Origin of the sequence: Nocardia sp. NPDC003269 (assembly GCF_042888005.1) — a bacterium.
Classification (GTDB): domain Bacteria; phylum Actinomycetota; class Actinomycetes; order Mycobacteriales; family Mycobacteriaceae; genus Nocardia.
In genome coordinates this window covers 150,580-176,270 of sequence record NZ_JBIAPA010000003.1, presented here as the reverse complement: position 1 = coordinate 176,270, position 25,691 = coordinate 150,580, and the positions used below count along the sequence as shown (strand labels likewise).

General features: G+C 68.9%; 23 protein-coding genes and 1 riboswitch. Of the genes, 7 read left to right on the top strand and 16 right to left on the bottom strand.

Going from position 1 to position 25,691, the window contains the following annotated elements; translation table 11 throughout:
* Positions 1–6: 6 nt before the first annotated feature.
* The 7 genes from ACFYWJ_RS20750 to ACFYWJ_RS20720 all read right to left on the bottom strand — a co-directional run bounded on the left by ACFYWJ_RS20750 (position 7) and on the right by ACFYWJ_RS20720 (position 7,563).
* Positions 7–981, bottom strand: coding sequence for a DUF389 domain-containing protein (locus ACFYWJ_RS20750; RefSeq protein ID WP_355273056.1), 975 nt, complete (start codon positions 979–981; stop codon positions 7–9).
* Positions 981–2,873 carry an alkyl sulfatase dimerization domain-containing protein gene (locus ACFYWJ_RS20745; RefSeq protein WP_355272605.1) on the bottom strand — a complete coding sequence of 631 codons (1,893 nt, stop codon included), beginning with the start codon at positions 2,871–2,873 and terminating at the stop codon, positions 981–983. Before ACFYWJ_RS20745 ends, ACFYWJ_RS20750 begins: the two co-directional genes overlap by 1 nt.
* A 197-nt stretch (positions 2,874–3,070) precedes the next feature.
* A complete protein-coding gene (locus tag ACFYWJ_RS20740; protein WP_355272607.1) occupies positions 3,071–3,685 on the bottom strand; it encodes a (2Fe-2S) ferredoxin domain-containing protein in 615 nt (204 codons plus the stop codon).
* Complete coding sequence (locus tag ACFYWJ_RS20735) at positions 3,682–4,470, bottom strand: ABC transporter ATP-binding protein (RefSeq protein WP_355272609.1); 789 nt, start codon at positions 4,468–4,470, stop codon at positions 3,682–3,684. The genes ACFYWJ_RS20740 and ACFYWJ_RS20735 overlap by 4 nt, the downstream gene beginning before the upstream one ends.
* Positions 4,467–5,534 carry an iron chelate uptake ABC transporter family permease subunit gene (locus ACFYWJ_RS20730; protein ID WP_355272611.1) on the bottom strand — a complete coding sequence of 356 codons (1,068 nt, stop codon included), beginning with the start codon at positions 5,532–5,534 and terminating at the stop codon, positions 4,467–4,469. The genes ACFYWJ_RS20735 and ACFYWJ_RS20730 overlap by 4 nt, the downstream gene beginning before the upstream one ends.
* Complete coding sequence (locus ACFYWJ_RS20725; protein ID WP_355272613.1) at positions 5,531–6,529, bottom strand: iron chelate uptake ABC transporter family permease subunit; 999 nt, start codon at positions 6,527–6,529, stop codon at positions 5,531–5,533. The genes ACFYWJ_RS20730 and ACFYWJ_RS20725 overlap by 4 nt, the downstream gene beginning before the upstream one ends.
* Positions 6,526–7,563: an ABC transporter substrate-binding protein gene (locus ACFYWJ_RS20720; RefSeq protein WP_355272614.1), complete on the bottom strand. Its 1,038-nt coding sequence runs from the start codon at positions 7,561–7,563 to the stop codon at positions 6,526–6,528. Before ACFYWJ_RS20720 ends, ACFYWJ_RS20725 begins: the two co-directional genes overlap by 4 nt.
* Before the next feature lie 27 nt (positions 7,564–7,590).
* Positions 7,591–7,786, bottom strand: a riboswitch (cobalamin riboswitch).
* A gap of 250 nt (positions 7,787–8,036) precedes the next feature.
* Here ACFYWJ_RS20720 and ACFYWJ_RS20715 point away from each other — a divergent pair.
* The gene (locus tag ACFYWJ_RS20715; RefSeq protein ID WP_355272616.1) at positions 8,037–9,116 is read left to right on the top strand and encodes a DUF1152 domain-containing protein; all 1,080 of its coding nucleotides are present in this window, start codon (positions 8,037–8,039) and stop codon (positions 9,114–9,116) included.
* Positions 9,117–9,310: 194 nt separating this feature from the next.
* Positions 9,311–9,661 carry a hypothetical protein gene (locus ACFYWJ_RS20710; RefSeq protein ID WP_355272618.1) on the top strand — a complete coding sequence of 117 codons (351 nt, stop codon included), beginning with the start codon at positions 9,311–9,313 and terminating at the stop codon, positions 9,659–9,661.
* On the opposite strand, the gene ACFYWJ_RS20705 is transcribed toward ACFYWJ_RS20710, so the two are convergent.
* The 3 genes from ACFYWJ_RS20705 to ACFYWJ_RS20695 all read right to left on the bottom strand — a co-directional run bounded on the left by ACFYWJ_RS20705 (position 9,658) and on the right by ACFYWJ_RS20695 (position 13,270).
* Complete coding sequence (locus ACFYWJ_RS20705; protein ID WP_355272619.1) at positions 9,658–11,571, bottom strand: alkyl sulfatase dimerization domain-containing protein; 1,914 nt, start codon at positions 11,569–11,571, stop codon at positions 9,658–9,660. The two genes, ACFYWJ_RS20710 and ACFYWJ_RS20705, sit on opposite strands and share 4 nt — an antisense overlap.
* A gap of 506 nt (positions 11,572–12,077) precedes the next feature.
* Positions 12,078–12,380 (bottom strand): alcohol dehydrogenase catalytic domain-containing protein, encoded by a 303-nt coding sequence (locus ACFYWJ_RS20700; protein WP_355272621.1) that lies wholly within the window; start codon positions 12,378–12,380, stop codon positions 12,078–12,080.
* A gap of 200 nt (positions 12,381–12,580) precedes the next feature.
* On the bottom strand, positions 12,581–13,270 hold the full coding sequence (locus tag ACFYWJ_RS20695; protein ID WP_355272624.1) for a TetR family transcriptional regulator: 690 nt from the start codon (positions 13,268–13,270) through the stop codon (positions 12,581–12,583).
* Positions 13,271–13,369: 99 nt separating this feature from the next.
* Here ACFYWJ_RS20695 and ACFYWJ_RS20690 point away from each other — a divergent pair, with 99 nt between their 5' ends.
* Both ACFYWJ_RS20690 and ACFYWJ_RS20685 read left to right on the top strand, forming a co-directional pair.
* Positions 13,370–14,275, top strand: coding sequence for an oxidoreductase (locus tag ACFYWJ_RS20690; protein WP_355272625.1), 906 nt, complete (start codon positions 13,370–13,372; stop codon positions 14,273–14,275).
* Positions 14,276–14,313: 38 nt separating this feature from the next.
* Positions 14,314–14,991: an NAD-dependent epimerase/dehydratase family protein gene (locus tag ACFYWJ_RS20685; protein WP_355272626.1), complete on the top strand. Its 678-nt coding sequence runs from the start codon at positions 14,314–14,316 to the stop codon at positions 14,989–14,991.
* Positions 14,992–15,463: 472 nt separating this feature from the next.
* On the opposite strand, the gene ACFYWJ_RS20680 is transcribed toward ACFYWJ_RS20685, so the two are convergent.
* From ACFYWJ_RS20680 to ACFYWJ_RS20670, 3 genes are all read right to left on the bottom strand, one after another.
* Positions 15,464–16,828, bottom strand: a complete 1,365-nt coding sequence (locus ACFYWJ_RS20680; protein ID WP_355272628.1) for an NtaA/DmoA family FMN-dependent monooxygenase — start codon at positions 16,826–16,828, stop codon at positions 15,464–15,466.
* Positions 16,829–16,838: 10 nt separating this feature from the next.
* Positions 16,839–18,047, bottom strand: coding sequence for an LLM class flavin-dependent oxidoreductase (locus ACFYWJ_RS20675; RefSeq protein ID WP_355272629.1), 1,209 nt, complete (start codon positions 18,045–18,047; stop codon positions 16,839–16,841).
* Positions 18,048–18,277: 230 nt separating this feature from the next.
* Positions 18,278–19,075: an SDR family NAD(P)-dependent oxidoreductase gene (locus tag ACFYWJ_RS20670; RefSeq protein ID WP_355272631.1), complete on the bottom strand. Its 798-nt coding sequence runs from the start codon at positions 19,073–19,075 to the stop codon at positions 18,278–18,280.
* A 203-nt stretch (positions 19,076–19,278) separates the two neighbouring features.
* On the opposite strand from ACFYWJ_RS20670, the gene ACFYWJ_RS20665 reads away from it, so the two are divergent.
* A complete protein-coding gene (locus ACFYWJ_RS20665) occupies positions 19,279–20,271 on the top strand; it encodes an AraC family transcriptional regulator ligand-binding domain-containing protein (protein WP_355272633.1) in 993 nt (330 codons plus the stop codon).
* On the opposite strand, the gene ACFYWJ_RS20660 is transcribed toward ACFYWJ_RS20665, so the two are convergent.
* Together ACFYWJ_RS20660 and ACFYWJ_RS20655 are read right to left on the bottom strand one after the other, a co-directional pair.
* Positions 20,261–20,446: a hypothetical protein gene (locus ACFYWJ_RS20660; RefSeq protein WP_355272635.1), complete on the bottom strand. Its 186-nt coding sequence runs from the start codon at positions 20,444–20,446 to the stop codon at positions 20,261–20,263. The genes ACFYWJ_RS20665 and ACFYWJ_RS20660 overlap by 11 nt on opposite strands.
* 141 nt (positions 20,447–20,587) lie before the next feature.
* Positions 20,588–21,715: an NADH:flavin oxidoreductase gene (locus ACFYWJ_RS20655; RefSeq protein WP_355272637.1), complete on the bottom strand. Its 1,128-nt coding sequence runs from the start codon at positions 21,713–21,715 to the stop codon at positions 20,588–20,590.
* 113 nt (positions 21,716–21,828) lie between these two features.
* Here ACFYWJ_RS20655 and ACFYWJ_RS20650 point away from each other — a divergent pair, with 113 nt between their 5' ends.
* Together ACFYWJ_RS20650 and ACFYWJ_RS20645 are read left to right on the top strand one after the other, a co-directional pair.
* Complete coding sequence (locus tag ACFYWJ_RS20650; RefSeq protein WP_355272639.1) at positions 21,829–22,272, top strand: MarR family transcriptional regulator; 444 nt, start codon at positions 21,829–21,831, stop codon at positions 22,270–22,272.
* A gap of 253 nt (positions 22,273–22,525) precedes the next feature.
* Complete coding sequence (locus ACFYWJ_RS20645) at positions 22,526–23,710, top strand: alanine--tRNA ligase-related protein (RefSeq protein ID WP_355272640.1); 1,185 nt, start codon at positions 22,526–22,528, stop codon at positions 23,708–23,710.
* Positions 23,711–23,947: 237 nt separating this feature from the next.
* Here ACFYWJ_RS20645 and ACFYWJ_RS20640 read toward each other — a convergent pair whose 3' ends face one another.
* On the bottom strand, positions 23,948–25,576 hold the full coding sequence (locus ACFYWJ_RS20640; protein WP_355272642.1) for an FAD-dependent oxidoreductase: 1,629 nt from the start codon (positions 25,574–25,576) through the stop codon (positions 23,948–23,950).
* Positions 25,577–25,691 lie beyond the last annotated feature (115 nt).

Sequence of the window (25,691 nt, the reverse complement as noted above, 5' to 3'; positions counted from 1 at the left end):
ATCATCTCAATCCTCGAGCCTGGCGCCGACGGTGTGAACGACGATCACTTTCGGGTCGAAGGGCACGAGATCGTCCACCACGTCCTGTAATTCGGCGACCGGTGGCAGCTGCTGCGGGCCGAGCACCGAGACCGTCGCGATGTCGCCCTGCAGCGTGACGTCGATGACTTGCGCTCCTGGCGCGTCACCCAGCCAGTCCCGGGTCGCGTCGGCGATCTGCCGGGCCCACAGGGTCGACAGCGAATTGATCACCATCGGGATCGCGACCAGCACCAGCGCGGCGCCGAGCACCAGATACGCGCGACCACGCCGGGCCGAGGAGGCCTGCGCCTCCCCCGCGTAGCCCGCGATGAGCAGCACCGCCGTCACCGTGATGATCATGGCGAGGACGTTCGACGCGAACAGCACGAAGGCGCCGAGTGCGAGCGACGGCGCGTCCGAGCCCAGGCACACCCCCACCACACCCAGCGGTGGGACCAGCGAGATCGCGATCGCCACACCGGGCAGCACATCGCCGACGTCACGCCGGGTGATGGCCACCGCCGCGACCAGCCCGGTGGCCAGCGCGGCGGTCAGATCCATCAGTTTCGGCGAGGTCCGCCCGACCACCTGTGCGTTCGTCAGTACGTTGACCGGGTTCGGCAACACCTGCGCGAACACGAATCCGAGCGCGACGACCACCACGATCCCGGCCAGCACCAGAATCAGGCTGCGCCCGACCAGTGCGGCGCGGCCGGTGACGACGCCCAGCGCGACACCGAGGATGGGCACCGACAGCGGCGCCACGATCATCGCGCCGATCACGGTGGCGGTGGAGTCACCGATGACGCCCGAGATCGCGATCACCGCCGAGAGCACCAGCATGATCCAGAACGCCGACCGCTTCGCGGTGACCGCACCGACCGACAGATCCAGTTTGTCGGTGAGCTCGTCCAGCGATCGGCGTTGATCCGTGGGGACCAGGAAGTCCAGTGCGGGCATCACGGCGTCACGATCGAGAAATCCGGATCGGGGGCATCGAGGTAGCCGACGAGTTCGGTCAGCGTGCTCGCGTCGCCCTCGACCGTGATCCGACCGGCGGTGATCATGTCCGGCAGCGACTCGCCGCCGAGCAGCGCCGCCCGCAGGTCCTGCTCGGTCAGCGTGAATGTCGCGGCCGCGGGCGGGAGATCGCCGTCGACGTCGAAGTGGACGAGCAGCCCGTTGCGCAGGTGCGTGCGGTGCACCGGCCCACCCTGCACCCGCCAGTCGATGACGATCGTCGCCGACCAGGCGCGCGGGCCGTCGATCCGCAGGGCCAGGGCGTCGAACAGCTGCTCCACCGACAGTGCCGCCTGAATGTCCGGCGAAGCGGTCACCGTCGGTGTCCCGACTTTGCCGTTGCGCAGTTCGTAGGCGCCCATCAGGAAGAAGTTGCGCCAGGTGCCGTTCTCGGACCCGTAGCCGAGCTGCTCGAGCGTGTCGGCTTGCAGCGCTGTGGCTTCGGTGTTGTCCGGCTCGGCGAAGATCACGTAGTTGAGCACCTGGGCGACCCAGCGGAAGTCGCCGTCCGCGTAGGCCTTGCGGGCCTTGGCGATCACCTCGTCCGCGCCGCCCATGAACTCCACGTGCCGGATCGCCGACGCGACCGGCGGATGCTGCCACAGGGTGGCCGGATTGCCGTCGAACCAGCCCATGTACCGCTGATAGATCGCCTTGACGTTGTGGCTGACCGAGCCGTAGTAGCCGTGGGTGGACCACGAGTTCTCGAGCGACGGCGGCAACTGGATGTCCTCGGCGATCTCGATCCCGGTGGCGCCCTTGTTCAATGCCCGCAGCGTCTGGTCGTGCAGGTAGCCGTAGAGGTCACGCTGGATCGACAGGTACTCGGTGAGCCGGTCGGTGCCCCATGTCGGCCAGTGATGGGAGGCGAAGACGACATCGGCGCGGTGCGCGTAGCGGTTGATCGCCTCGGTCAGGTACTTCGCCCACACGTGCGGGTCACGCACCAGCGCGCCGCGCAAGGTCAGCAGATTGTGCAGGGTGTGCGTGGCGTTCTCGGCCATGCACAGTGCGCGCCGGTCCGGGAAGTAGAAGTTCATCTCCGAGGGCGCCTCGGTCCCCGGCGTCATCTGGAATTCGATGCCGACGCCGTCGACGGTCACGGTCTGGCCGGTGTGGTCGATGGAGATGGTCGGCAGGATCAGTGTCGGCGTGCCGGTGGAGGTCGTCGGTCCCAGTCCCGCGCCGACCGCGCCCAGCGGTCCGCGCGGTAGTGCCGCGCCGTACATGTAGGCCGCGCGCCTGCCCATCGCGGTACCGGCGTACACGTTCTCCTCGACGGCGTGCTCGGTGAACCCGACCGGTGCGATGACCGGGACTTTCCCCGACTCGACGTCGGCCTCGGTCGTGACGCCCTTGACCCCGCCGAAGTGGTCGATGTGGGAGTGCGAGTAGATCACTCCGGTCACGGGGCGATCGCCACGGTGCGTGCGATACAGGGCGAGGCCGGCGGCGGCGGTCTCCGCGGAGATCAGCGGATCGATCACGATCACGCCGGTGTCGCCCTCGATCAGGGTCATGTTGGACAGATCGAGGCCACGGATCTGGTAGATACCGTCGGCGACCTCGTACAAGCCTTGCATCGCAACCAGTTTCGACTGCCGCCACAGGCTCGGGTTGACGGTGGGCGGGCAGTCGTCGTCGAGGAAGGAGAACGTTCCGCTGTCCCACACGACGTCACCGCCCGCGTTGCGCACCACACCCGGCGACAGCGAAGCGATGAACCCCCGCTCGGCATCGGCGAAATCCTGGGTATCGCCGAACGGTAGCGTGCGCGCGGCCTGCTCGTTGCCCGCTTCGATACCGGCCGAGGCTTCCTGCTGACTGGTCATCGGTTCCCTTCCCACGACAATTAGCAACACCGACGGGTTCCCGCACGGGCGGAGGCCGCCTCCGCAGCATCACACCGCGACGCCGTCGCGGCCTCATCCGAACGGGATGAACTTGGCCGAGCGTCCGATCACGCGATCGGCGACGCGTCGGCCGCAATGTCGTGCGCGGACGGCCAAGCCCCACATCGTGTTCTGAACTAGGCGGGCGGCTCGGGGTGGGAAACAGCGGCGGCGGAATGCCACTGTCCGTCGGGATAGGTGATGTACAGGGGTCCGAGGTTGCAGGGTGTCAGGCAGCCGGTCGGGGTGACGAGGGCGTCGGGATGGGTGGTGCGCAGACTTCGGTGGAGCTCGGCGGCTCCGTACGCGGTACAGCGCGGACCGCGGCAGACCAGGATGTGGCCGGTGTGCCGCGGAATCTCCGACCAGGCGGGACTGCGGAAAGCGCGGGGGCTCGCGGTGACGGGCGTGCCCGGTTCGCCCATGCGGGTGCGGATGGCGTCGGTGAATCCGGTGGCGGTGTCGACGCCGTCGGTGCGGCGGATGTCGAGGTCGATGGCGCGGGTTTCGCGCCAGTTGGCGACCGCGCGATCGATCCAGGTCTCCAGGTAGCGGTCGCGCGGGACGGCCAGCGGGATGAGGGTGACCGCGACATTCTCCGCTGCGGCCGCGTCGAGAACCTCGTGGATCGTCGGTTCGCCCTGGTCGAGGAGGGCGTAGCCGAGGCCGCAGGCGCGCGCGAGCGCGTCGACGGCGGGCACGTCCACACCGGACGGGGTGGGACGGGCGACGAGGAGGTGGCGACGGTTCACGCGGTCCGCACCTCACGACCGGCCGGCACCACCAGCGGGGTACCCGTCATCGGGTCCTCGATCACCGCACACGTCACCCCGAAGACGTCGGCGACCAGGTCCGGGTGCACGATGTCGGCCGGGGCGCCCTGCGCGACCACCCGCCCGTCCTTCATCGCGATCAGGTGGTCGGCGTAGCGGGCGGCCAGGTTCAGATCGTGCAGCACCGCGATGATGGTGCGCGGCAACAGGTTCCGCAGCACGTCGAGGATGTCGAGCTGGTGCGCCAGATCGAGGAAGGTGGTCGGCTCGTCGAGCAGCATCACCTCCGGTTCCTGGGCGATGGCCAGTGCCAGCCACACCCGTTGCTTCTGCCCGCCGGAGAGCTGGTCGAGGGTGTGGTCGATCAGGTCGAGGGTGTCGGTGGCCGTCAGCGCGGCGCGCACCGCGGTCTCGTCCGCCGCCGACCACTGCCGGAACCAGCGCTGGTGCGGGTGCCTGCCGCGCCCGACGAGTTCGCCGACCGTGATCGAGTCCGGGGCGACCGGCTGCTGCGGCAGCATGCCGAGCCTGCGGGCCACGGCCCTGGCGGGCTGGGACGCGAGGTCGGCGCCGTCGAGCAGCACCGCACCGGCACTGGGCGGCAGGAGCCGGGCCAGGCCGCGCAGCAGGGTCGATTTGCCGCAGCCGTTGCGGCCGACGATCACGGTGAACCGGCCCGCGGGGAAGTCGACGGTGGCGTCGGTGACGATCGCGCGGTCGCCGTAGGTGAGGGTGAGCGCGTCGGTGGTGAGATGTGCGGTCATCCAGCGTGTCCGATCCGGGTTGCGCGGGCGAGGAGATAGACGAGGACGGGCGCGCCGAGCAGCGCGGTCACCACACCGACCGGCAGTTCCGCCGGAAACAGCGACCGGGCGGCCAGATCGGCGGCGACGACCAGCAGCGCACCGGTGGCGGCGGCGGGCGCGAGCCCGGCACCACGTTCGGCGAGCAACCGACGCACGATCTGCGGCGCGACCAGCGCGACGAAGGCGACCGGCCCGGCAGCGGCGGTGGCCAGCGTGGCTGCTGCCGCCGCGAGCACGACGAGGGCGGTGCGGTGCGGACCGCGCTGCCCCGCCAGCGAATTGGCGAGTTCGTCGCCCAGCTCGAGCAGCGGCAGCGAGCGGGCGAGCACCAGCAGCGGTGGCACGACCACGATCAGGGCCGCGGCGGCGAACCAGACATGGTTCCAGTCGCGGTTGGCGAGGCTGCCGGTGAGCCACATGGCGGCCGTGTGCGCCTGGTACACGGTGGCGGTCGTCAGGACGTAGGAGATCGCCGAGGTCAGCATGGCGGTCACACCGATGCCGACCAGGACGAGGCGGTAACCGTCGAGGCCGTCCTTGGTCGCCGCCACGACGATCAGCGCCATGGCGGCGAACGCACCGGCCAGCGCACCGCCGACGAGTGCCACCCCGGCACCGCCGAGCACCACGCTCACCACCAGCGCGCCCAGCGAGGCACCGGCGTTGATGCCGATGATCTCCGGGCTGACCAGTGGATTCGTCGCGATGCGTTGCAGGATCGCCCCGGACAGCGCGAACGCGGCACCGACCCCGAGCCCGGCGAGCGCCCGCGGCAGCCGGTCGGCGACCACCACGTCGTATTCGATGAGGGTGCCGCCGCCCGCGAGCACCCGCAGCACGTCGGCAACGTCGAGCGGGAAGTGACCGACCGTCAGCGAGTAGGCGGCCACCCCGAGCGCCGCGGCGGTGATCAGTGCCGTGAGCAGCAGGGATCGACGCTGGACGCGGATCACGATCCGCCGGCTCGGCGAGCGCACCAGCAGGGTGCCCGCGGGCAGCACCCGTCGTTCGGTCGTCGTCACAGCGTGGCCACCTTCCGGTTGCGCACCAGATAGAGGAAGAACGGCGCGCCCGCGAAGGCGGTGACGATGCCGACCTGGATCTCCACCGGGCGGGCGACGAGACGGCCCAGGATGTCGGCGAGCAGCAGCAACGACGGCCCGAGCACCGCCGACCACGCCAGCACCCACCGGTAGTCCTGGCCCGCGAAGAACCGCGCGATGTGCGGAACCACCAGCCCGACGAACGCGATGGGCCCCGCGATCGCCACGGCGGCACCGGCCAGCAGCACGACACCGGTGGCGCCCAGCGCGCGTACCGCGCCGAGGCGAGTGCCGAGGGTGCGGGCCAGGTCGTCGCCCATGGCGATCGTGTTCAGCGGCCGCGCCACCACCGTCGCCAGCGCCGCGCCCGCCACGATGAACGGTGCGATCGCCCAGACGGATTCGCTGTCGGCCCGGGTCAGCGACCCGACCACCCAGAACCGGAAGTTCTCGAACTTCGTCCGGTCGAGCAGTGTGATCGCCGTGGTGATAGACCCGCACAGCGCGGCGAACGCGGCACCGGCCAGGGCCAGCTTCACCGGCGTCGCGCCGCCGAAGCCGAGGGATCCCAGCGAGTAGACGAAGACCGCTGCCACAGCGGCGCCGAGGAAGGCGAACCAGACGTAGCCGGCCGGCGTCGCCACACTCAGCCCGCCCATGGCGAGCACGATCGCCAGCGAGGCCCCCGCGTTGATGCCGAGCAGGCCCGGGCCAGCCAGTGGATTGCGGGTCAGCCCCTGCATCACCGCCCCGGCCAGCGCGAACGCCGCACCGGCAAGCACTCCGGCGACGGTGCGCGGCAGGCGAATGTAGCGGACGATGTGGTCGCTGTCGGAGCCGGTGAAATCGGTGAACGCCGCGATCGCCTGGCCCGGGGGCACGGCGTTGGCCCCGATGAGGATCGACGCGGCACCGATGACGGCCAGCACGGCCCCGGCCACGAGCAGGCCGGGACCGCGAACCGCGCGCGTCACCGTCCGAACAGCTCGGGATGGATCAGCTCGGCGACCAGCTCGGTCGCGTGCGCGATCCGCACGCCCGCAGCCCGATCCGCGAACAGGAACGGGTGCACCTTCCCAGCCCGAACAGCGGTGAGGGTGGCGAAGGCCGGGTTGCCGACGATCCGGTCGACCTGCGGCTTCGCGTCGGCACGGGTGTAGGTCGCCTTGCAGCACTGGCTGGTCAGGATGATGTCGGGGTCGCGGGCGATGAGCTCCTCGGCACCGATCTGGACATTCCGGCGCGCGGTGAGATCAGCGAAGGCGTTCACCCCACCCGCCGCCTCGATGATCTGGGTGACGAAATCGATGCCGCCCGCCACCTGAAAAGTGCCGTCCTCCTTGGGCGAGACCACCGCGACCCGCGGCCTCGACGCGGTGCCGACCTTCGCCCTCACCGCGTCGATGCGGGCGCTGAGCTCGGCCACCACCTCGTCGGCCCGCGCCGAGACACCCCAGAGGGCGCCCAGGTCACGCAGGTCGGCGTAGACATTGTCGAAGCGCACGGTCTTCGGGTCGATCGCCTCGTCGGCCAAGCCGTCCGCACTCGGGCACAGCGGGCTAAGCACCCAGGTGCGCACCCCGAGTTCGTGCAGGCTCGCACGGGTACCGACGCTCTGCTGCGCGGACTTCGCGAACACCCCGTTGAACCCCGACAGCACGAAGTCCGGATTCTGGGCGAGCAGTTCGTCGCGGCTGGGCAGCTTCTCGACATAGACCGACTTCGCCTGTGCGTCTTGATATTCGGGCAGCACGGTCGAATCGAGGAAGGCGGTGCCGACGAGGCGGTCGGTCACGCCGAGCGCGTGCGCGATCTCGATCGAGGGCTGATACGCGGCGTAGATCCGCTGTGGTGGTGCGGGAACGGCGATATCGATTCCGCAATTGGCGCGGGTCACGGCAGCCGCGCCGTCGGCGTGCGGGCCGGGTTGCACGCCGCAGCCGGCGATGACGATCGCGCAGGCGATCAACGCGCCGGTACGTAGGCGCGTGAGAACAGACAGGGTCACGGTGTCGGCCTTCCAGGTCCTCGTGGAATGGGTGTACTAGGCCGTGGCCGGTCTCCTGGCTGACGGGGTTGTGCGCGGCGGATCCACCTTCCCAGGACACAAGTGCCCCAGTGGCTCCGGTCGACAGATGTCGTCCGGATCGATCCGCCGCTCCCGATCACAGTGGCGAGGGCCGCACCGGTTTCTCACCGGTTTCCCGAACACCACGGCTCGGGCACTGTATCAAGATCATCGTTCCGACTGGTCTGTCGGCATTGATTTCGGGCCATTCGGACACTTCGCCCGTGCGTTACCGGGTCGACAGCGGTGCCATGGCCGGACGTAACCAGCCGAGAGCCCAGCTCGGCACGACACCGCGGTCTCCCCCACCTCCGTGACCCAGTTGACGCGTCGGAACGGCCAGTACCCTAGGCCACTAGCCGCGTTGGCCACTTTTTCGCTCGACGACAGCAGGCAGACTCATGAGGAACGCAGTGGCCTTCGCCGCAGGTGGTGGTGGAGATGCCATCTCCGCCGCCGTCCTGGGGCACGCGCTCGCCGATCAGGTCACCGTCTCGGCCATCATGAGCTGGTCGTGGGACCGGCTGCTGATGGACCCTTCGCCCGGTCCGCGCAGCGCCGCCGACTTCGACGGTCTGGTCGACCGTGGATCCGACCTGTTCGAGGTCGGACCGAACGCCAGCCTGAACACCGGCGGGCTGTCCAGCCTCCCCCGCGTCGCCGGCCACACGAACTTGCCGATGCTGCTGGCCGATCCGACGAGGGGAGCCCGGGGACTGAGCCGTCAGCTGGTGCGGGCGGCACAGGTTTTCGACGCAGACATGCTTCTGGTGGTCGATGTCGGAGGGGATATCCTGGCAGCCGGCCACGAGCCCGGGCTACGCAGCCCTCTCGCCGACTCGCTCGCTTTGGCAGCAGCCGTCAAGACTGGAATACCGACCGATGTCCTCGTCACAGGGTTAGGCCTCGACGGCGAGCTCAGCGTCGACGAACTCGAGGGTCGGCTTGCTCGACTCGAGGCCACTCCCCTCATCGATCTACAGCCGCAGCACACCACTCAGCTGGACGGCGTATGGCAATGGCACCCATCCGAGGCGAATGCCCTGCTCGCAGTCGCCGCGAACGGCTGGCGCGGACGTGTCGAGTCTCAACGCGAAACCGCGATTGCCGTCGACGACCGGTGCACCACGGTCTTTCGCATCGACGCGGACCGCCTGGCCGACGACTCGATCGCTGCGGACCTGGCCACATCCAGAACCCTCGACCATGCCGAACATCTTGTCCGCTTCCGACGGGGCATCAGCGACATCGACATCGAGCGAGAGCGGCTCGTTGCGCGGCGCCAGCCCCGCACCTCGGGTATCGACGATATCCGCGCCCTCGACCGATACGTACAGGACGCGGCAGCCCGCGGTACCGATGCGCTCACCATCCGACGCGTTCTCGAACTCGCCGACGCGACAAGTCCATCTGGTGCCGACGCCTTCCGCACGGAGCTTCAACGGCGGCGCCCGCACAACTTCCTGCCGCCCCTGTATCTCACCTCGCCCTAGTCCGGGCCGAAGCCCCGCCGCGGGTCAGAGATGTCCGTCCCGCCCAGCTCAGATGGATCGGGCGTCTCCGTGGCCCGGTGCGACCCGAATCGGCCGGGCATCACCGCGCCAGGTAACCGCCGGAGCCTACCGCTCGAGGCGGATGTCCAGCCCGAGGGTCAAGGGCTGTCCGTCGTTCGCGCTGATCGGGAACGATGACGCGGGCGTCGAGCGGTCCGACGCCAGTTGTTTCGCGCAGCGTGGTGCTGTGCTTCATCGAGCAGGTCGCTCATCGCCGCAGCGTTCCCGGCCAGTTGCGTGTCGAAAAATTCGCCGCCACCACATTCGGCACCACATACGACCCAAACACCATCGAGCTGTTCGACATCCCGATCCAACACCCGGCGGATCTGTCCGTGTCACGGTCCAATCCGGCTGTGACGGCGAGTACGCGACGAGGATCCACCCGGATCTCGGGCACCCCGGAGCGCATCGCGCGGCTGACCACCGCGCGGCCGCAGCGCCCGGGGGCGTACTCGCTGTGCTCTGAGACGCCCGCCCGCTAGGGGGTGACGATGTCGAAAGCGGGGTCGAAGTCTTCGACCACCGTGGCCAGGGTGTCGAGGACTCCGGTGTCACCGGCGGTGCTCAGCGTGTACTTGTCGATGACAGCCGCGGCGTTCTTGGGCTGGAGCAGGATCGCCGCGAGTGCTGGTTTGGGACCGGTGACGGTGAGCTGAGCCTCAGGGCTGTGGCCGCGTCGGGCGTTGAGGACGCCGTTGCGGACCCACATGGTCCACTCGTCACCGATGTCGTCGAAGGTGGTGTTGATGCGGATATCGACCTCGGCGGCGCGTTCGCCGACGATGTGAACACCGAGGAAGTCGAAGAGCAGCTCGACCGGCATCGCCAAGATGGTGTCCTCGTTGGCGGTCTGCGCGGCATTCTCGGCGTCGATGCCGTTGCGCAATTCCATTGCCGCGGTCAGGAAGATCCCACGGTACTGCGGGACTTCCTGCTGATAGCCGAACTGTTCGTAGGCGTCGGCTTGCAGGTTCTTGGCCTCGGTGTCGTCGGGGTCGGCGAAGACGAGGTGATGCAGAATCTGCACAGCCCAGCGGTAGTCGCCGGCGTCGACCGCTTTGCGGCCTTCGGCCAGGATGCGGTCACGGCCGATCAGTTCGACATGGCGGCGGGCGTTGTCGACCGGCAGCAGCGGCCAGATGGTGGCCGGGTCGCCGTCCCAGAACCCGAGTTCCTTGTGGAAGACCGCGCGGACGTTGTGGTGCAGGCCGCCGTGGTAGTAGCGGTTGTACCAGGGCTTGCCGATCGCGTCGGGCAGCTCGACGATCTCGGCGGCCTCGAGCGGGGTCAGGCCCTGGTTCGCCAGCCGCAGCGACTGATCGTGGATGTACTTGTACATGTCGCGCTGGTCCTCGAGGAACTTCACCACGGTCGCGTTGCCCCAGACCGGCCAGGTGTGGGGCCCGTAGTGCACTTCGGCCTGATCGCCCCAGCGGACCAGGGTTTCGTCGAGGTAGCGGGCGAAGTTGCGGGCATCGCGCGTGCGGGCACCGCGGATGGTCTGGATGTTGTGCATCGTGTGATTCGCGTTCTCCGCGCAGGTCAGTGCCTTGATCTGGGGGATCCAGATGTGCATTTCCTCCGGCGCTTCGGTGTCGGGTGCGTAGAGGAATTCGAAGGTCCACCCACCCAAGGACCGGGTCTCACCGGTCTTGGTGATCGGATCGGTCGGCGCGATATAGGAGATCCGGGTGTGGAAGGAGTCGTCGTTTGCGCCGATACCGCCGGTGACCAGGCCACAGTCACAGCGCGGCAGCATCAGCGCGAAGGTATAGGCCATCCGCCGTGACATCGCGCTGCCGGTGATCACGTTCTCGCCGATCGCGTATTTGTTGAACGACTCGATCGTGCCCGGCGCGATGATCGGGATCTTGGCCGAGACCACGTCGGCTTCCTCGACGACGCCCTTGACCCCGCCATAGTGGTCGAAGTGGGTGTGGGTGTAGATGACCGCCACGACCGGCTTGGCGTTTCCGGTGTGCTTGCGGAACAACGCCATACCCGCCGCGGCCAGATCCACGCTCTGGGTGGTGTCGATGATGACGAGACCCTCGGGCGCGTCCACGATGGTCAGGTTCGCGCTGAAACGCACCTGGTAGAGCCCGTCGACCACCTTGTACAGTCCGACTCGCTTGATCAGCTGCGACTGCCGCCACAGGCTCGGGTTCACCGTGTCCGGGCACGGTGTCTGGTCGGTGATGTAGTCGAGCAGATGCCCGTCATAAACGACCTCGCCGTCTGGGGTCGTGATCCGGTCATCCGGGATACCGGCGATGAACCCTCGATCGATGACGTCGAAATCAGCGCGGTCGTCCATCGCGTAGTTCGCCACCGCGTCCTTGTTCGCCTGCGCGGTGTTCGAGCTCGCGGGTTTAGGGTCCCACTCGGCCATCTGCCCAGCCTCCTGTCCATCAACGGCCCACGCCAGGACGCGCAAGCTCCCACCAGCCAATCCGACCCCGTCATGCTCGCGCCTCACCCGAAACGAATGAACTTTCCCTACCCTGCCGACCCGCCACGACCGCCGCCGACACCGTCGTCCTGACGCTGGACACGAGCCGCTGAACGGGACTTCGAGCAGCCCTGAAGCCGACTTCGAAAGCGGACAGCCGGGCAACACCAGGTGCAGGGTGTGACCCGAACGGGTTTCGAATTCGGAAACCGACAACCGTGTCGATTGTCGAAGTCCTGTTCAGTGCTGACCTGCGGATTCTGTTGCGGTTGAACGGGACTGGCGATCATCGGCGTGTCCCATACTCGTCGGCAGTACCGTGCATTCAGCTCGTACTCGTCTTCAGCACGGGGGTTGCGGGATGGTCGGGGATTCAGCATTGCCCGAGCGTGGTGTTCTGACTGCCGACGAAACGCGGTGGCGGGTCGCGGTGTCCCGTGCGAAGGTCATCGGCCCGCTCGCCGACTCGGACCGGCTCCGTACACCCACACCCGTTGCCCGGTGCGGCGTGCGTCGACGCCGTCACCTACGGCGTCGATGACGCCCGCGGCGTCGCTGTGCGGGATCACCCGCGGGTAGGGCATCGCGGAGCCGGTCCAGCCGCGCCGCTTCTTGGTGTCGCCGGGGTTGACGCCGGAGACGGTGACCTTGACGCGGACCTCGCCGGGGCCGGGAGCGGGGTCCGACAGCTCGCCCGTGCGCAGCACGTCGGCGGCGGGGCCTTGTTCGTCGTACCAGGACGCAAGCATGAAGCCTCTCCGTTTACTGGTCAGCTCGCCGGGGCGTCGAGCGTAGAGGAGCCGGGTGTGCCAGGCGCGCCGACGGGTTCAGGGGTGTCGTCGCCGAGGGTCTCGCGCAGCCAGGTGCGTTCGGCGCGGCTGGTAGCGCGGGCGGTGTGCATCATGCCGCGCCGGTAGGAGCCGCGATCCGGCCCGCTCGAAGCAGGTCCTCACGGACCGGACGTGTCGACGTGCGGGTCGTGTTGCCGGGCGAGCAGTCCGGAGATCGCGACCGCGGCGGTCCGGCGCACGACGTCGACGAAGTCGACCCGCATGGCCGCCAGCGCGGGGTCGGAGGCGTAGGCGGCGGTCATCGCGTCGGACGGATGGCTGCACGGCCAGGCCGCCATGGCCATCAGCAAAGTCGTCTCGATCAGCGTGCTCGCGCCGGTGTCGCCGAGCTCTGGTACCTGCCTGGCGACAAGGGCTTGCAGCGCGCTCAGTGACCGCGCGGCGGCATGTTTGTGGCCGATGGCCAGGTCGGTGGAGATGTTGTGTTCGAGAACGGCGCCTTGGGCGCTGAGCAGATCGCACAGCACCGGCCGGGCGGCCAGCGACGTGGCCAGCAATGCGGCGAGTTCGTCGCCACGCTCGGTCACCGGCCCGGCGCCGGGCGACGCCTGGCGATCGAGTTCACCGATCCACGCCTGTATCTCGGTGTCGAGCAGTTCGAGCAGGATCGCTTCGCGGGACTCGAAGTAGCGCAGCACGTTCACCTTGGCCAGGCAGGCGCGGCGGCTCAGTTCGTTGAGGCTGAGCTTGGCCACCGGCATCTCGCGCAGCATCGCGGCCGCGGTGTCCAGGATCTGGCGCCGGCGCTGGGTGCGCTGTTCCTCGGTGCGGGCTCGCTGGAAAGTCACCACCCAAGAATAAAGTACCTCCGGTTCGTTGACAACAAACCGGCGGTACTTTACGGTGGGAACCATTCAAGATACCGCCAGTACTTAAAGGAGTTAGCGATGTATCAGGTCCCCGACCAGGACGGAAAGCTCGCCATCGTCACCGGCGCGAACAGCGGCACCGGCAAGGAAGCGGCCCGCAAGCTCGCCGGTGCGGGCGCGAGCGTGATCATGGCGGTGCGTAGCCTCGCCAAGGGCGAGCAGGCGAAGAAGGACATCCTCGCGGCCCACCCCCGCGCCGATGTCCAGGTGCGACAGCTCGATCTCGCGGACCAGGCCGGCGTGAAACGGTTCGCCGACCAGGTGATCGCCGACGGCCGCCCGGTCGATCTGCTGCTGAACAACGCCGGGGTGATGATGCTGCCCGAGCGGCACGAGACACCCGACGGGTTCGAGATGCAGCTCGGCACCAACTTCTTCGGACCATTCGCTCTCACCGTGCGCCTGCTGCCCGCACTGCTGAAAGCTACGGCGCCGCGGGTCGTGACGATGTCGAGCAGCAATCAGGGTCCGATCGATTTCGACGACCTGAACTGGCAGCGGAACTACAGCCCGGTCGGCGCCTACGCGCGGTCCAAGCTCGCCGACCTGCTGCTCAGCCAGCAGCTTGCGAGGATCGCGACAGATCGCGGCTGGAACCTGCTGTCTCTGGGCTCCCACCCCGGAAACGCGTCGACCAGCATTTTCGACAACGGCGCCCAGCTCGGCGGCAAGCAGCCACTGGCGCTGCGGATCGCGTGGCGGATGACCCCGCGCCACTCCGCCGAAGCGGGGGCTGACCCGATGCTCTACGCCGCAACCGGGCCAGATGTGACGCAGGGAGGCTACTACGGACCCCGATTCGGCCTGATCGGACGCCCCGCACCGGCATCGGTGTCCACACGAGGCCGAGACGAACAGGTCGCCACCCGGCTCTGGGCCGAAGCCGAAAACCTCACCGGCACATCGATTCCCGCCCCGCGCTGACATCCCCACAACATCCCGACTTACCCAGGAGCCAGAACATGAAAGTGGCGATCTTCGGCGCGAGTGGCCTGATCGGCGACGGCTTCCTCCAGGAAAGCCTGCGCGCCCACGACGTCACCGAGGTCATCACGATCGGGCGCACCCCACCCGGGGTCACGCACCCGAAACTGCGCCACCTCACCCACAGCGACTTCACCGACTTCACCACCCTCGACGACCACCTCGCCGACATCGACGCCTGCTTCTGGGCCCTGGGCGTCTCCGCGACCCTGGTCGACGCCGCCGACTACGAACGCATCACCTACGGCTACACCAGCGCCGCGGCCCGGCACCTCGCCGCCACCCGCCCCGAGACCACCTTCGTCTACATCTCCGGCGGCGGCACCGACAGTACGGAAGAAGGCCGGAGCCGGTGGGCGCGAGTCAAAGGCCGCACCGAGAACATGATCATCGCGACCTTCCCCAACGGCTACGCCCTGCGGCCGGGATTCGTCCTGCCCGCACACGACAAACGCTCCAACACCACCGCCTACCGCTGGGGCGCGACCGCCATCGCCCCGCTGACTCCGCTGCTCCGGCGACTCGGGCTGGGACCGGCCCTGCTCACCGATACCGGGCAGCTCGGCCGGACCGCCCTCCATCTCGCCCGTCATGGCTGGCCCGACCACGTCCTGGAGAACCGCGCAATCACTGCGGCTGCGTCGCCGCACCGCTGACAGAACCCCTCCGTACCTGGTGACCGAAGAAACCAGCACAACTGAACACGCCTTCGAGCGCCACCGAAGGCGACTTCGAAACCTGACAAACCGCCTACGCGGGCTCGCAGGCGCGGGTGTTCGGAAACCCGTTCGGAAACAGGCAGTCTCCGCCGAGTCGTCGAACACGCTTCCCGAACGGCCTCGACCGCCGGATTACACGGCGCCGGCTGCTTCTACGATTTGTACGCGGGTCTGTATGGGTATTCCGGGGAAGGATCCGGCATTTTCAACCACCCAGATAGCCATCTAGCTGCACGAACAGGGTGACATCGGGAAGATGTCGAACAGTTCGGAACCGGCGAAAACGCTGTGCCTAATTCATGACCAACCGGGCATTGGTGCACCCGAGCGGAGCCGACTCGGGCAGGAGGCTTCGATGATCCGTATGGCCTGGTGCGGTAGCCGCCGGTGTCCGGCGGCTACCGGGGGATCAGGCGTCGGCCGGGGCCGGGGTGGCGTGGACGGTGGGGAGACCGAGGTTGTCGCGCAAGGTCTTTCCCGTGTATTCCGTGCGGAGGACGCCTCTGTCCTGGAGCAGGGGGACCACCCGGTCGACGAACTCGTCGAGGCCGGTCGGGACGAGGTGGGAGCCGAGGATGAAGCCGTCGGAGCCGTCGTTCTGGACGAAACTGTCGATCTTCTCGGCGATTTGGGCGGGGGTGCCGACGATCGGGCCGCGTTCGAACTGGTCGATCACGGTTTCGCGCAGCGTCAGCTTCTTGGCTTCGGAGACCTCGCGCAGGCGGCGGACCGTCGCGAAACGGTCCTGGTGCAGGAAGGCGCGGCCCTGGATGATCGGTGCGGCGTCCGGGTCGGGGTCGACGTCGGGGATCGGGCCCTCCGGGTCGTAGCCGGACAGGTCGCGATTCCAGATCTGTTCGAGCAGGATGAGGGCGGTCTGACCGGTCACCTGCTCGTCGCGGATCGCGTGGTACTTCTCGATCGCCTCGGATTCGGTGTCGCCGAGGACGAAACTCGCCGAGGGCAGGATCTTGATGTCGTCCGGGGCGCGGCCCGCGGCGACCGCTCTGGCCTGGATGTCGCGGTAGAAGTCCGCGGCCTCGGGCAGTTTGCCGTACGGCGAGAAGATGGCGTCGGCGTTGGCGGCGGCGAAATCGCGGCCCTGCGGTGAGACGCCGGCTTGCAGGACCACGGGCCTGCCCTGCGGGCTACGGGGCACGGTGAACCGGCCCGCGATGTCGAACTGGGCGCCGTGGAAGGCGAAGGAGCCGGTGTCGGGTCGGGCCAGGAAGCGGCCGGTCTCCTTGTCGGCGACGATGTCGTCGACATTCCACGAATCCCACAGGGCGCGAACGGCGTTCAGGGTCTCCTCGGCCCGCACGTAGCGGTCGGCGGGGTCGAGGAAGCCGCCGCGGCGGAAGTTCTGCCCGGTGAACGCGTCGAAGGAGGTCACCACGTTCCACGCGGCCCGGCCGCCGGACAGGTGATCCAGGCTGGCGAACTGGCGCGCCAGTTCGTAGGGCTCGTTGAAGGTCGCGTTGATGGTGCCGGCGAGGCCGAGATGTTCGGTGACTCCGGCGATCGCGGCCAGCACCCCGAAGGTGTCGGGCCGGCCGATGATGTCCTGGTCGAAGATCCGGCCCGCGCGTTCACGCAGGATGAGGCCCTCGGCGAGGAAGAAGAAGTCGAACTTGCCGCGTTCGGCGGTGCGCGCGGTGTGTTCGAAGGTGCTGAAGTCGATCTGGCTGCCCGCCTCGGGATGCCACCAGGCGGTGTGGTGATTGACGCCGCCGAGGTAGGCGCCGAGGATGACCTGCTTGCGGGGTGTACTCATCGGGGGGACCTCACACGTTCGCGTAGCGGTTGGGGACGGTGGTCGGCAGGCCGAGCAGCCCGCGCAGGGAGCCGTCGGGGTAGCCGGTGCGGAACAGGCCGCGATGTTGCAGAGCCGGTACGAGCCGCCCCGCGATGGCGTCGAGGTCGTCCACGGCGACACCGGGACGCAGCCGGAAACCGTCGATTCCCTGCCCCGTCCACTCGACGAGCAGATCGGCGAGGTCTTCCGCGCTGCCGGTGAAAACGGCCGCGTCGGAGGTGAACTCGGTGCCGGCGAGCTCGTCGAGTCCGGCCAGGCGCTGTGCGCCGGTGGCGTCGTCGGTGTCGAGGAAGACGACCAGGTCGGCGTACACCCGCAGCGGTTCGCCCACCCGGTTCGCCGCGGTCGCGGCGACCTGCTCGACGATCGGCGCCGGGCCGTCCGCCCTGGTCGGCGTGACGAACACGAGATCCGCTCCGGCGGCGGCGAATTCGTAGATCCTTCGGCTGTGCGCGAGGGCGGTCACCACCGGTTGTCCCTGCGGCGGCCGCGGGGTGATCGACGGACCGCGGACCCGGAAGAACTTGCCCTCGAAGTCGACGTAGTGCAGTTTGTCGCGGTCGATGAACCGGCGGGTCGCGACATCGCGGATCTCGGCGTCGTCCTCCCAGCTGTCCCACAGGCGGCGGACCACCTCGACCACATCGGTGGCCTCGTCGAACAGTTCGTGCACGTGCGGCGGGTAGGTGCCGGTGGCGATGGCCTCGGCCCGTTCGGCCGCGGTGAGATCGGGGACCACGCGGCGCCCGAAGTGGGCGGCCTCCTCGGCGGTGCCCGACACCTTGACCTGCCAGCCCGCCCGGCCCCGCGAGGTGTAGTCGAGGGTGGCGAGGGCGGTGGCGACGTGGAACGGTTCGGTGTGGGTGGCGGTGACGGTCGGGATGAGACCGAGGTGCCGGGTGCGCGGCGCGACCCGGGCGGCGATGAGATGGGCGTCGAGCCGGGCGTGGACCCGGTCGACGGCGCCGTCGGCCGGACCGTACGGGCCGCTCGGGATGCGCAGGCTGTCCTCGATGGTGACGAAATCGAGCAGCCCGCGTTCGGCGGTGGTGACCAGGTCGGTCCAATAGCCAGCGTCGAAGAGCTCGGTGGGACGTGAGTTCGGTGCGCGCCAGGCGGCCGGATGCCAGCCCGCGCCGTCGAGCGCGACGCCCAGATGTAGGGGGTTCGATGCCATCAGCTGCCATTTCTGTCGTTCGGGAACTGTGCCGGGTGCAACGCTCGTTTCCGTTGGAATGGACGGCGGAGCACGGTCACCGAGCTCGATGGCGAGGCGGGGCGAGCACGATCGGACGCGCTCGCTCCGCCATCACCGCTGGCAGACGGTCATCGGCCCGCACGCGAACGCGCGGTGCGGGTTCCGTGTCAACGGTTGAATTCTGGCTGATCGACCGGAAATGCCCCGGCTCAGTAGAAGATCGGGCCGGGCACGCCGCCGCCCGCCGCGACGGCGTCACCGGTGATGGCGATGCTGCGCGGGGAGGCGAGGAAGGTCACCACATCGGCGACCTCGCTCGCATCGATCACCCGGCGAATCGAGTTCCTGGCCAGCTCGGCCTCCAGGGTCGCGATATCGACGCCGTCCTCGTCGGCCCGGGCGCGGAGCCGGTCGCTGAGCCGTTCGGTGCGGGTGAGCCCGGGGTGCACGACGGTGACGTTGACTCCGTGCGGGCCGAGTTCGTCGGCGAGGTTCTTGGTCAGCGCCGACACGCTGACGTTGCGGATGGTCTGGCCGATCGAATTCGCCTGCCGCGCACCGAGCCCGCTGATGTTGATGATGCGCCCCCAGCCCTGCTCGACGAGGTGCGGGGCGACGGCCCGGGCGGTGCGCAGATAGCCGAGCATCTTGATCTCGACCTCCCGGCGCACGATGTCGTCGGTGGTGGCCGACAGATCGGCGTTCGCGCCCGCGCTCCAGGGGGTGGCGGCGGAGTTCACCAGGATGTCGACGCCACCGAGTTCGTCCACCGTCCGCGCGACGAGGTGCTGGACCTGCGCGTCGTCGCCGGTGTCGGTCGGTATCGCGATCACCCGTCGTCCCGATTCCCCGGCGATATCGGCCGCGGCGGCCTCGAGCGGTTCGCGCGAGCGCGCCGCGATCACCACATCGACGCCTTCGGCCGCGAGCCCGCGCGCGATCGCGAGCCCGATTCCCTTGCTCGCGCCGGTGACGATCGCGCGCTTTCCCTGCAGTCTCAGATCCACGCCTCGACGCTATCCAGCGCGCGCCCGCCGGAGAGCGATCCGGCTCGAGCTGATCGCAACCTGGCCCGCCCGCGACCGCCGGTCAGCGTATTGTCCTCCATGGAGAAATCCTGCCCAGCTCGGATTCGCCGAATCGGTCGACGCCGACGGCTGACGTAGCCGCGACCGATCCGCGGATCGGCCTGCCGCCACGAGGAGACGTCATGGCTACCGACCAGAGCTTGCTGCACCGGTTCGTCATCGCGCAGTTCGACGCGGCCGGGCTCGATCGCGCGCAACTGATCCGGGATGCCGGGGTCCCGGATTGGTCGATGACCGGCCAGGACGTGCATCTGCCCAGCGCGGTGTTCTCCCGGCTGTGGGAGATCGGCGAACATCGTCTCGGTCCGGATGTCGCCCTGCAGGTGGCGCGCCGGTACCAGCTGTCGAGCCTGGGCCTCTACGACTACCTGTTCGCTTCCGCGCCGACGCTGGGCGCCGGGCTGGCCACCTGTGGGCCCTACGTCACCGCGGTCACCACCAATCACCGGTTCGACCTGGTCGCCGAGAACGAGGACGAGTCCACCCTCTATCTCGAGATGCTCGACGGCGACGGCCGGGGCAGGGACCACACCCAGCTGTGGGGACTGTCGGCCGTGCTGAGCCGCGCCCGCCGGGTTGTCGACGATCCCTTGAACCCCGTGCGCGTCACGCTGCGCCAGGCCGCTCCCCCGCACATCGACAGCTTCCGGGAAGTGTTCGGTTCCGCCACCGTGGAATTCGACGCGCCCACCGATTCGATCACCTTCCGCGCCGCGGACCTGGACCTGCCGCTGACCACCGCCGATCCGGTCCTGGCCGGTGTCCTGCAACCGCTGGCCGCCGCGCTACCACCGCCGCCGACGCTGGCCTCGGCCTGGCCCCGCCGGGTGGCCGACGCGCTGGACCAGGCCATCGAAGCCGGGGAGGTCTCGTTGCACAGCGTCGCCCGGATCCTCACGATCAGCCCGCGGACGCTGCAGCGACGGCTGACCGAGGCGGGCACGACCTGGCGCGCCGAACTGGACCGAGCCCGCAGCGCCCGATTGGCGGCCACGGGCTCGTTCACCGGCGCCAAGCAGGCCGAACTGCTCGGCTATTCCGATGCCGGGTCCTTACGCCGGGCCGCCCGGCGCTGGTCGAGGGCGTCCCCGCCGACCGACAGCCTCACACCCTGAGGTAGGTGGAGGCGATCCGCCAGAAGGTCTCCCGCTCCATCAGGTGGAAGTCCCACCCGTCGGTGATGTCCCGGAACGCGGTGACGATGCCGGCTACGTCGAAGTCGTCCCGGGTCGCCGTCCCCTTCGCCTCCAGCGCGGAAATCACGTAGGCGGTGGCACTCTCCTTGGTCACCGACACCACGCTCCCCTCGTTCGCACACTGATCCGTCTGATTCGTAAGTCTCGAATTCCCTCGAGTCCGCGACAAGGACAGAACGCGCCATTCCCGAGCCGAACGCGCCAATCTGCGCGTACCGGCGAGCGAATGCCGCGGTCAGCTCAGGGTCTTCAGCGCCGCCGCGTCGTAGGGCTTCAGCTCGTCGGTCCGGCCCGCCAGGATCTTGGCCGCCCACTCCGGGTCCTGGAGCAGGGCGCGGCCGACGGCGACCATGTCGAATTCGTCGCGCTCGAAGCGATCCAGGAGGTTGTCGATAGTGCCGAGCGCGGCGCCCTCGCCGGTGAAGGCGCGCAGGAAGTCGCCGTCGAGGCCGACCGAACCGACGGTGATGGTCGGCTTGCCGGTGAGCTTCTTGGTCCAGCCGGCCAGGTTCAGGTCCGAGTCGTCGAACTCCGGAAGCCAGTAGCGGCGGGTGGAGGCGTGGAAGGCGTCGACGCCGGCCGCGGCGAGCGGGGCCAGGATTGCCTCGAGCTCCTGCGGGGTCTCGGCCAGACGGGCGCCGTAGTCCTGCTGCTTCCACTGCGAGTAGCGGAAGATCACCGGGAACTCGGGCGAGACGACGGCGCGCACGGCGGCCACGATCTCGGCGGCGAATCGGGTGCGGGCCACCGGGTCGCCGCCGTAGGCGTCGGCGCGCCGGTTGGTCTGCGCCCACAGGAACTGATCGAGCAGATAGCCGTGCGCACCGTGCAGTTCGACGCCGTCGAAGCCGATGCGCTCCGCGGCCGCGGCGGCGTCGGCGAAGGCGGCGACGACATCGTCCAGGTCGCCCTGGGTCATCGCCTTGCCCGCGCCCTCGGTGCCGTCGGCGCCGATCCCGGACGGGCCCATGGCCGGGGCGTCGGGGTAGGGCTGTTCGCCCTGGTTGCGCACCATGCCGATGTGCCACAGCTGCGGCACGATCGTGCCGCCCGCCGCGTGCACGTCCGCGGCGACCTTCGCCCACCCCGCCAGCTGCTCTTCGCCGTCGAACCGGGGCACCCGATCGCTCTGCCCGGCCGAGTCGTGGCCGACGTAGGTCCCCTCGGTGACGATGAGGCCCACCCCGGCGGCGGCGCGGCGCGCGTAGTAGGACCGCACGTCGTCACCGGGCACACCGCCCGGGGAGAACATGCGCGTCATCGGCGCCATCACGATGCGGTTCGGGACGGTCAGGCCGTTCAGGGTGATGGGCCGGGCCAGGACCTCGGCCGTGCGGGCGGCGTCGGAGGCGGTGACGATCACGGGGTGCTCCTCATGTCACTTGACAATGTCGATGGTTGAGAACTTCAAGCAATGCCCGCAACGGTAGAGGTAACTATTTGAGATGGTCAAGTTTCTGGGGATAAACTGATCGCATGACAGCAGCTCCCCGCGTCGACACGACCCAGCTCATGGAGTTGCTCTCGGTGTCGCTCGGCGTCTACTACGGGGACTTCACGGTGGCGGCGGCGAGTGAGAACCTCACCGCGAGCCAGGGCAAGACACTGACGGTGCTGCGGCGCGGGCCGGTCGCGATGCGCGCCCTGGCCAAGATCCTGTCCTGCGACGCCTCCAACGTCACCGGGATCATCAACCGGCTGGAGAAGCGCAATCTCGTGCGCCGCGAAGCGAGCCCCTCCGACCGGCGCGTCACCTACCTCGTCATCACGCCCGAGGGCGAACAGGTCACCGACGCGATCCGGGCGAAGATGCGGGTCACCCACGACGGCCTGAACCGGCTCAGCGAGGACGACCGCGATCAGCTGTACGCCCTGCTCGAACGCGCCTTCGTCCAGCGCGCCGCCAGTCGATCCGAGTGAGCGCACCGCGACAGCGGCCGCCTGCCGAAAATCGGTCGTGCTCCACGGGGCCGCGTTGCTACCGTGCAGACATGAAGGTCGATCCACACTTCGCCGCCGCGGCCGCACGAGCTCTCAGCTCGCCGGTCGCTGCCGCCTGACCCCTTCTCCCCTGCCGGCGACCGGAAACGGTCCGCCGGCGTGCGTCGGTCTCGGTGCCCGATCGCCGGGTGTGGTCGCTTCCGGTCGATATCCCCTCGATGGAGCAACCACCATGATCACCACCGACCAGACCGTCCGCATCTTCCTCGACTTCTTCCGCGAACGCGGGCACGAACTCACGCCGGGCGAATCGCTCGTGCCCTCGCCGGGAGATCCGGTGCTGTTCACCACCTCCGGAATGCACCCGTTGACGCCGTACCTCCTGGGCCGACCCCATCCCCTCGGCCGTCGCCTCACCGGCCTGCAACGCTGTCTGCGCACCACCGATCTCGACGAGGTGGGCGACGACACCCACCTCACCGTCTTCGAGATGCTCGGGTCGTGGTCGCTCGGCGACTACGGCGGCCCGCGGAGTCTGCGCTGGGGCCTCGAACTGCTGCGCGACGGATTCGGCATCGATCCCGGCCGGATCCACGGCACGGTCTTCGGCGGCGACGACCAGGTCGGGCCGGACCTCGAATCCTGGCGCACCTGGGACGACCTGGGTCTGCCGGTCGAACCGACCACCGACGAGAACTGGTGGTCCAACGGCCCGATCGGGCTGTGCGGCCCCGATTCGGAGATCTTCCTCTGGACCGGCGACGAAACCCCGCAGGGCACACCGACATCCGACGACCGGTGGGTGGAGGTGTGGAACCACGTCCTGATGCGCTATCTCCGCCATCCCGACGGCAGCCTCGAACCGCTGCCCAGGCCCAGCATCGACACCGGGCTCGGCCTGGAAAGGCTCGTGCGAATCCTGCAGAACACCCCGTCGGTGTTCGAGATCGATGTCTTCCAGCCCTGGCGGACCACTCTGCCCCGGCTCTGGGGGCCACTGGAGGAACCGTCACTGCGAGTGTTGTCGGACCACCTGCGCTCCAGCATCGTCGTCCTGGGCGACGGGGTCTCACCCTCCCCGTCCGGCCGCGGTCACATCCTGCGCCGCCTGATCCGCCGCACCCTGACCACGCTGTGGCGCGACGACCCGACCCGCACACTGTCCGATCTGCCCGTCGAGCTGATCGAGCACACTCTCCACCACTTCCGGCAGTCCGTCGAGCCCCACGAGGTGCGCACCATCCTCCTCGACGAGGAACGCGGATTCGGACGGATCCTCCAGCGTGGACGAAAGATACTGTCCCACCGTCGATTCACGCGGCCGCTGACCGACGAGGACTACCACTACCTGCACGACACCCACGGCCTGCCCCGAGACCTCGTGGTCTTCCTGACCACCGAGGACGGCCTCGGGTAACGGGCACCGGGCCGCTCGGCGGGACTCGATCAGCTGGTCCGAGCGGCCCGGAACCATCGCCGCCGCGGCGGGCGCTCGTCCGCGCACGAACAGCGCTGTGCCGCAGGGACATCGCCGAGCACCTGCTCGACGTGGTTGCCACATCCGCTGTAGCCGGGCTTACCGCAGGTACGACAGGTGACTCGCTGACACATAGGGTGTTCCTTTCGATTGGTGTAGAAGCCTTTTCGGCCGGATCTACCGCTGGAGTTCGGCAGTGGCCGCACGCCAGGTTCGATACCCGCCGTCGAGATTGACCGCGTCCCGCCCCAGCTGGGTCAGCAGCCGCGTCGCATTGTTGCCACGCTGGCCGACCTGGCAGAAAACCAGGACCGGGCCGTCCGGGATCTCGTCCGCGCGCGCACGCAGGACATCGAGGGGGATATTGCGTGAGCCGGGGATCGACCCCGCGGCGAACTCCTCCGGCGACCGGACGTCCACGACCTGCGCTCCGGCGGCGACCAGGTCGTCGAGGTCGTACCACTGTGCCGTGCGGAGCGCGCCGATGCGCAGATTGTCGGCGAGGTAGCCGAGCATGTTCACCGGATCCTTCGCGGATCCGTAGGCGGGCGCGTAGGCCAGCTCCAGATCCATCAGCCGTGATGCCGTGATGCCGCCCGCCATCGCGGTCGCCAGGACGTCGATGCGCTTGTCGACCCCTTCTCCGCCGACCGCCTGGGCACCAAGGATCCGATCGGATTCCGGGTCGACCAGCAGTTTCACCGACATGGCGCGCGCGTCCGGGTAGTACCCGGCGTGCGAGAGCGGATGCGTGTGCAGCGCCCGGAACGGACGGCCCACCGCGCGCAGCCGCTTCTCGCTCCAGCCGGTCATCGCCGCGGTGAGATCGAAGACGCCCACGATCGCGGTCCCCTGGGCCGGAGGATCCACGGCGGGCAGGCCCGCGATGACATCGGCCACGAGCCGACCCTGCCGGTTCGCCGCGTTGGCCAGGGGCACCAGCGCGGACTGCCCCGACACGGCGTCCCTCTTCTCGACCACGTCGCCGACCGCGTAGATCCCCGGCGCCGAGGTCCGCAACCGCTCGTCGACCACGATGCCGCCGGCCGGGCCGATATCGATCCCGGCGGCCCTGGCGAGACCGCTTTCCGGGCGGACCCCGATCGCCATCACGACCAGCTCCGCCGGCACCGCGCGCCCGTCGGACAGCGTCACGGTGTCCGCGTCGATGGCGGTCACCTCCGCGCCCAGCTCCACCCGGATCCCGTGCTTGCGCAGCTCGGCGGCGACCGGTGCGGCCATCTCGACGTCCAGCGGTGCCAGCACCTGCGTGCCCCGTTCGATCACGGTGGTCGCGATCCCCCGGCGCACGAGGTTCTCGGCCAGCTCCACGCCGATGAATCCGGCGCCGACGACCACGGCCGACCGCACGTCGGCCGCCGCCTCGACCATCCGGTCCACGTCCGCGACATCCCGCAGCACCAGCGCGCGTTCCACACCGGGCACCGGGGGCACCACGGCGGACGCGCCGGTGCTCAACACCAGCTCGTCGAAGGACTCCACGTACTCGCGGCCCGACTCCAGCGCACGAACGGTCACCGTCCGCGCGACCGGGTCCACCGCGACGGCCTCGTGCCGTACGCGCACATCCAGTCGGAATCGCGCCGACAGCGCCTCCGGTGTCTGCAGCAGCAGTGATTCCCGCTTCGGGATCACGCCGCCGACGTAGTACGGCAGACCGCAGTTCGCGAAGGACACATGATCGCCGCGCTCGAGCACCACGATCTCGGCCGATTCGTCCAGCCGACGCAATCGGGTGGCTGCCGACATCCCGCCGGCCACTCCACCGACGATCACCACTCTCATCTTCTGCCTCCCTGCGCTCATGGCACGGCGGGTGCCGCGCTTCCGGTTCTTATACCCCTAGGGGTATATTCGAGGTCGAGAGCCAATATACCCCCAGGGGTATCGCGCGGGACAG

Bases quoted from the DNA above. Each gene is read 5' to 3' on its own strand.
- ACFYWJ_RS20750 (WP_355273056.1), bottom strand. From the start codon at position 981: ATGCCCGCACTGGACTTCCTGGTCCCCACGGATCAACGCCGATCGCTG.
- ACFYWJ_RS20745 (WP_355272605.1), bottom strand. From the start codon at position 2,873: ATGACCAGTCAGCAGGAAGCCTCGGCCGGTATCGAAGCGGGCAACGAG.
- ACFYWJ_RS20735 (WP_355272609.1), bottom strand. From the start codon at position 4,470: ATGACCGCACATCTCACCACCGACGCGCTCACCCTCACCTACGGCGAC.
- ACFYWJ_RS20710 (WP_355272618.1), top strand. From the start codon at position 9,311: ATGACGCGGGCGTCGAGCGGTCCGACGCCAGTTGTTTCGCGCAGCGTG.
- ACFYWJ_RS20705 (WP_355272619.1), bottom strand. From the start codon at position 11,571: ATGGCCGAGTGGGACCCTAAACCCGCGAGCTCGAACACCGCGCAGGCG.
- ACFYWJ_RS20700 (WP_355272621.1), bottom strand. From the start codon at position 12,380: ATGCTTGCGTCCTGGTACGACGAACAAGGCCCCGCCGCCGACGTGCTG.
- ACFYWJ_RS20690 (WP_355272625.1), top strand. From the start codon at position 13,370: ATGTATCAGGTCCCCGACCAGGACGGAAAGCTCGCCATCGTCACCGGC.
- ACFYWJ_RS20685 (WP_355272626.1), top strand. From the start codon at position 14,314: ATGAAAGTGGCGATCTTCGGCGCGAGTGGCCTGATCGGCGACGGCTTC.
- ACFYWJ_RS20680 (WP_355272628.1), bottom strand. From the start codon at position 16,828: ATGAGTACACCCCGCAAGCAGGTCATCCTCGGCGCCTACCTCGGCGGC.
- ACFYWJ_RS20675 (WP_355272629.1), bottom strand. From the start codon at position 18,047: ATGGCATCGAACCCCCTACATCTGGGCGTCGCGCTCGACGGCGCGGGC.
- ACFYWJ_RS20665 (WP_355272633.1), top strand. From the start codon at position 19,279: ATGGCTACCGACCAGAGCTTGCTGCACCGGTTCGTCATCGCGCAGTTC.
- ACFYWJ_RS20650 (WP_355272639.1), top strand. From the start codon at position 21,829: ATGACAGCAGCTCCCCGCGTCGACACGACCCAGCTCATGGAGTTGCTC.
- ACFYWJ_RS20645 (WP_355272640.1), top strand. From the start codon at position 22,526: ATGATCACCACCGACCAGACCGTCCGCATCTTCCTCGACTTCTTCCGC.
- ACFYWJ_RS20640 (WP_355272642.1), bottom strand. From the start codon at position 25,576: ATGAGAGTGGTGATCGTCGGTGGAGTGGCCGGCGGGATGTCGGCAGCC.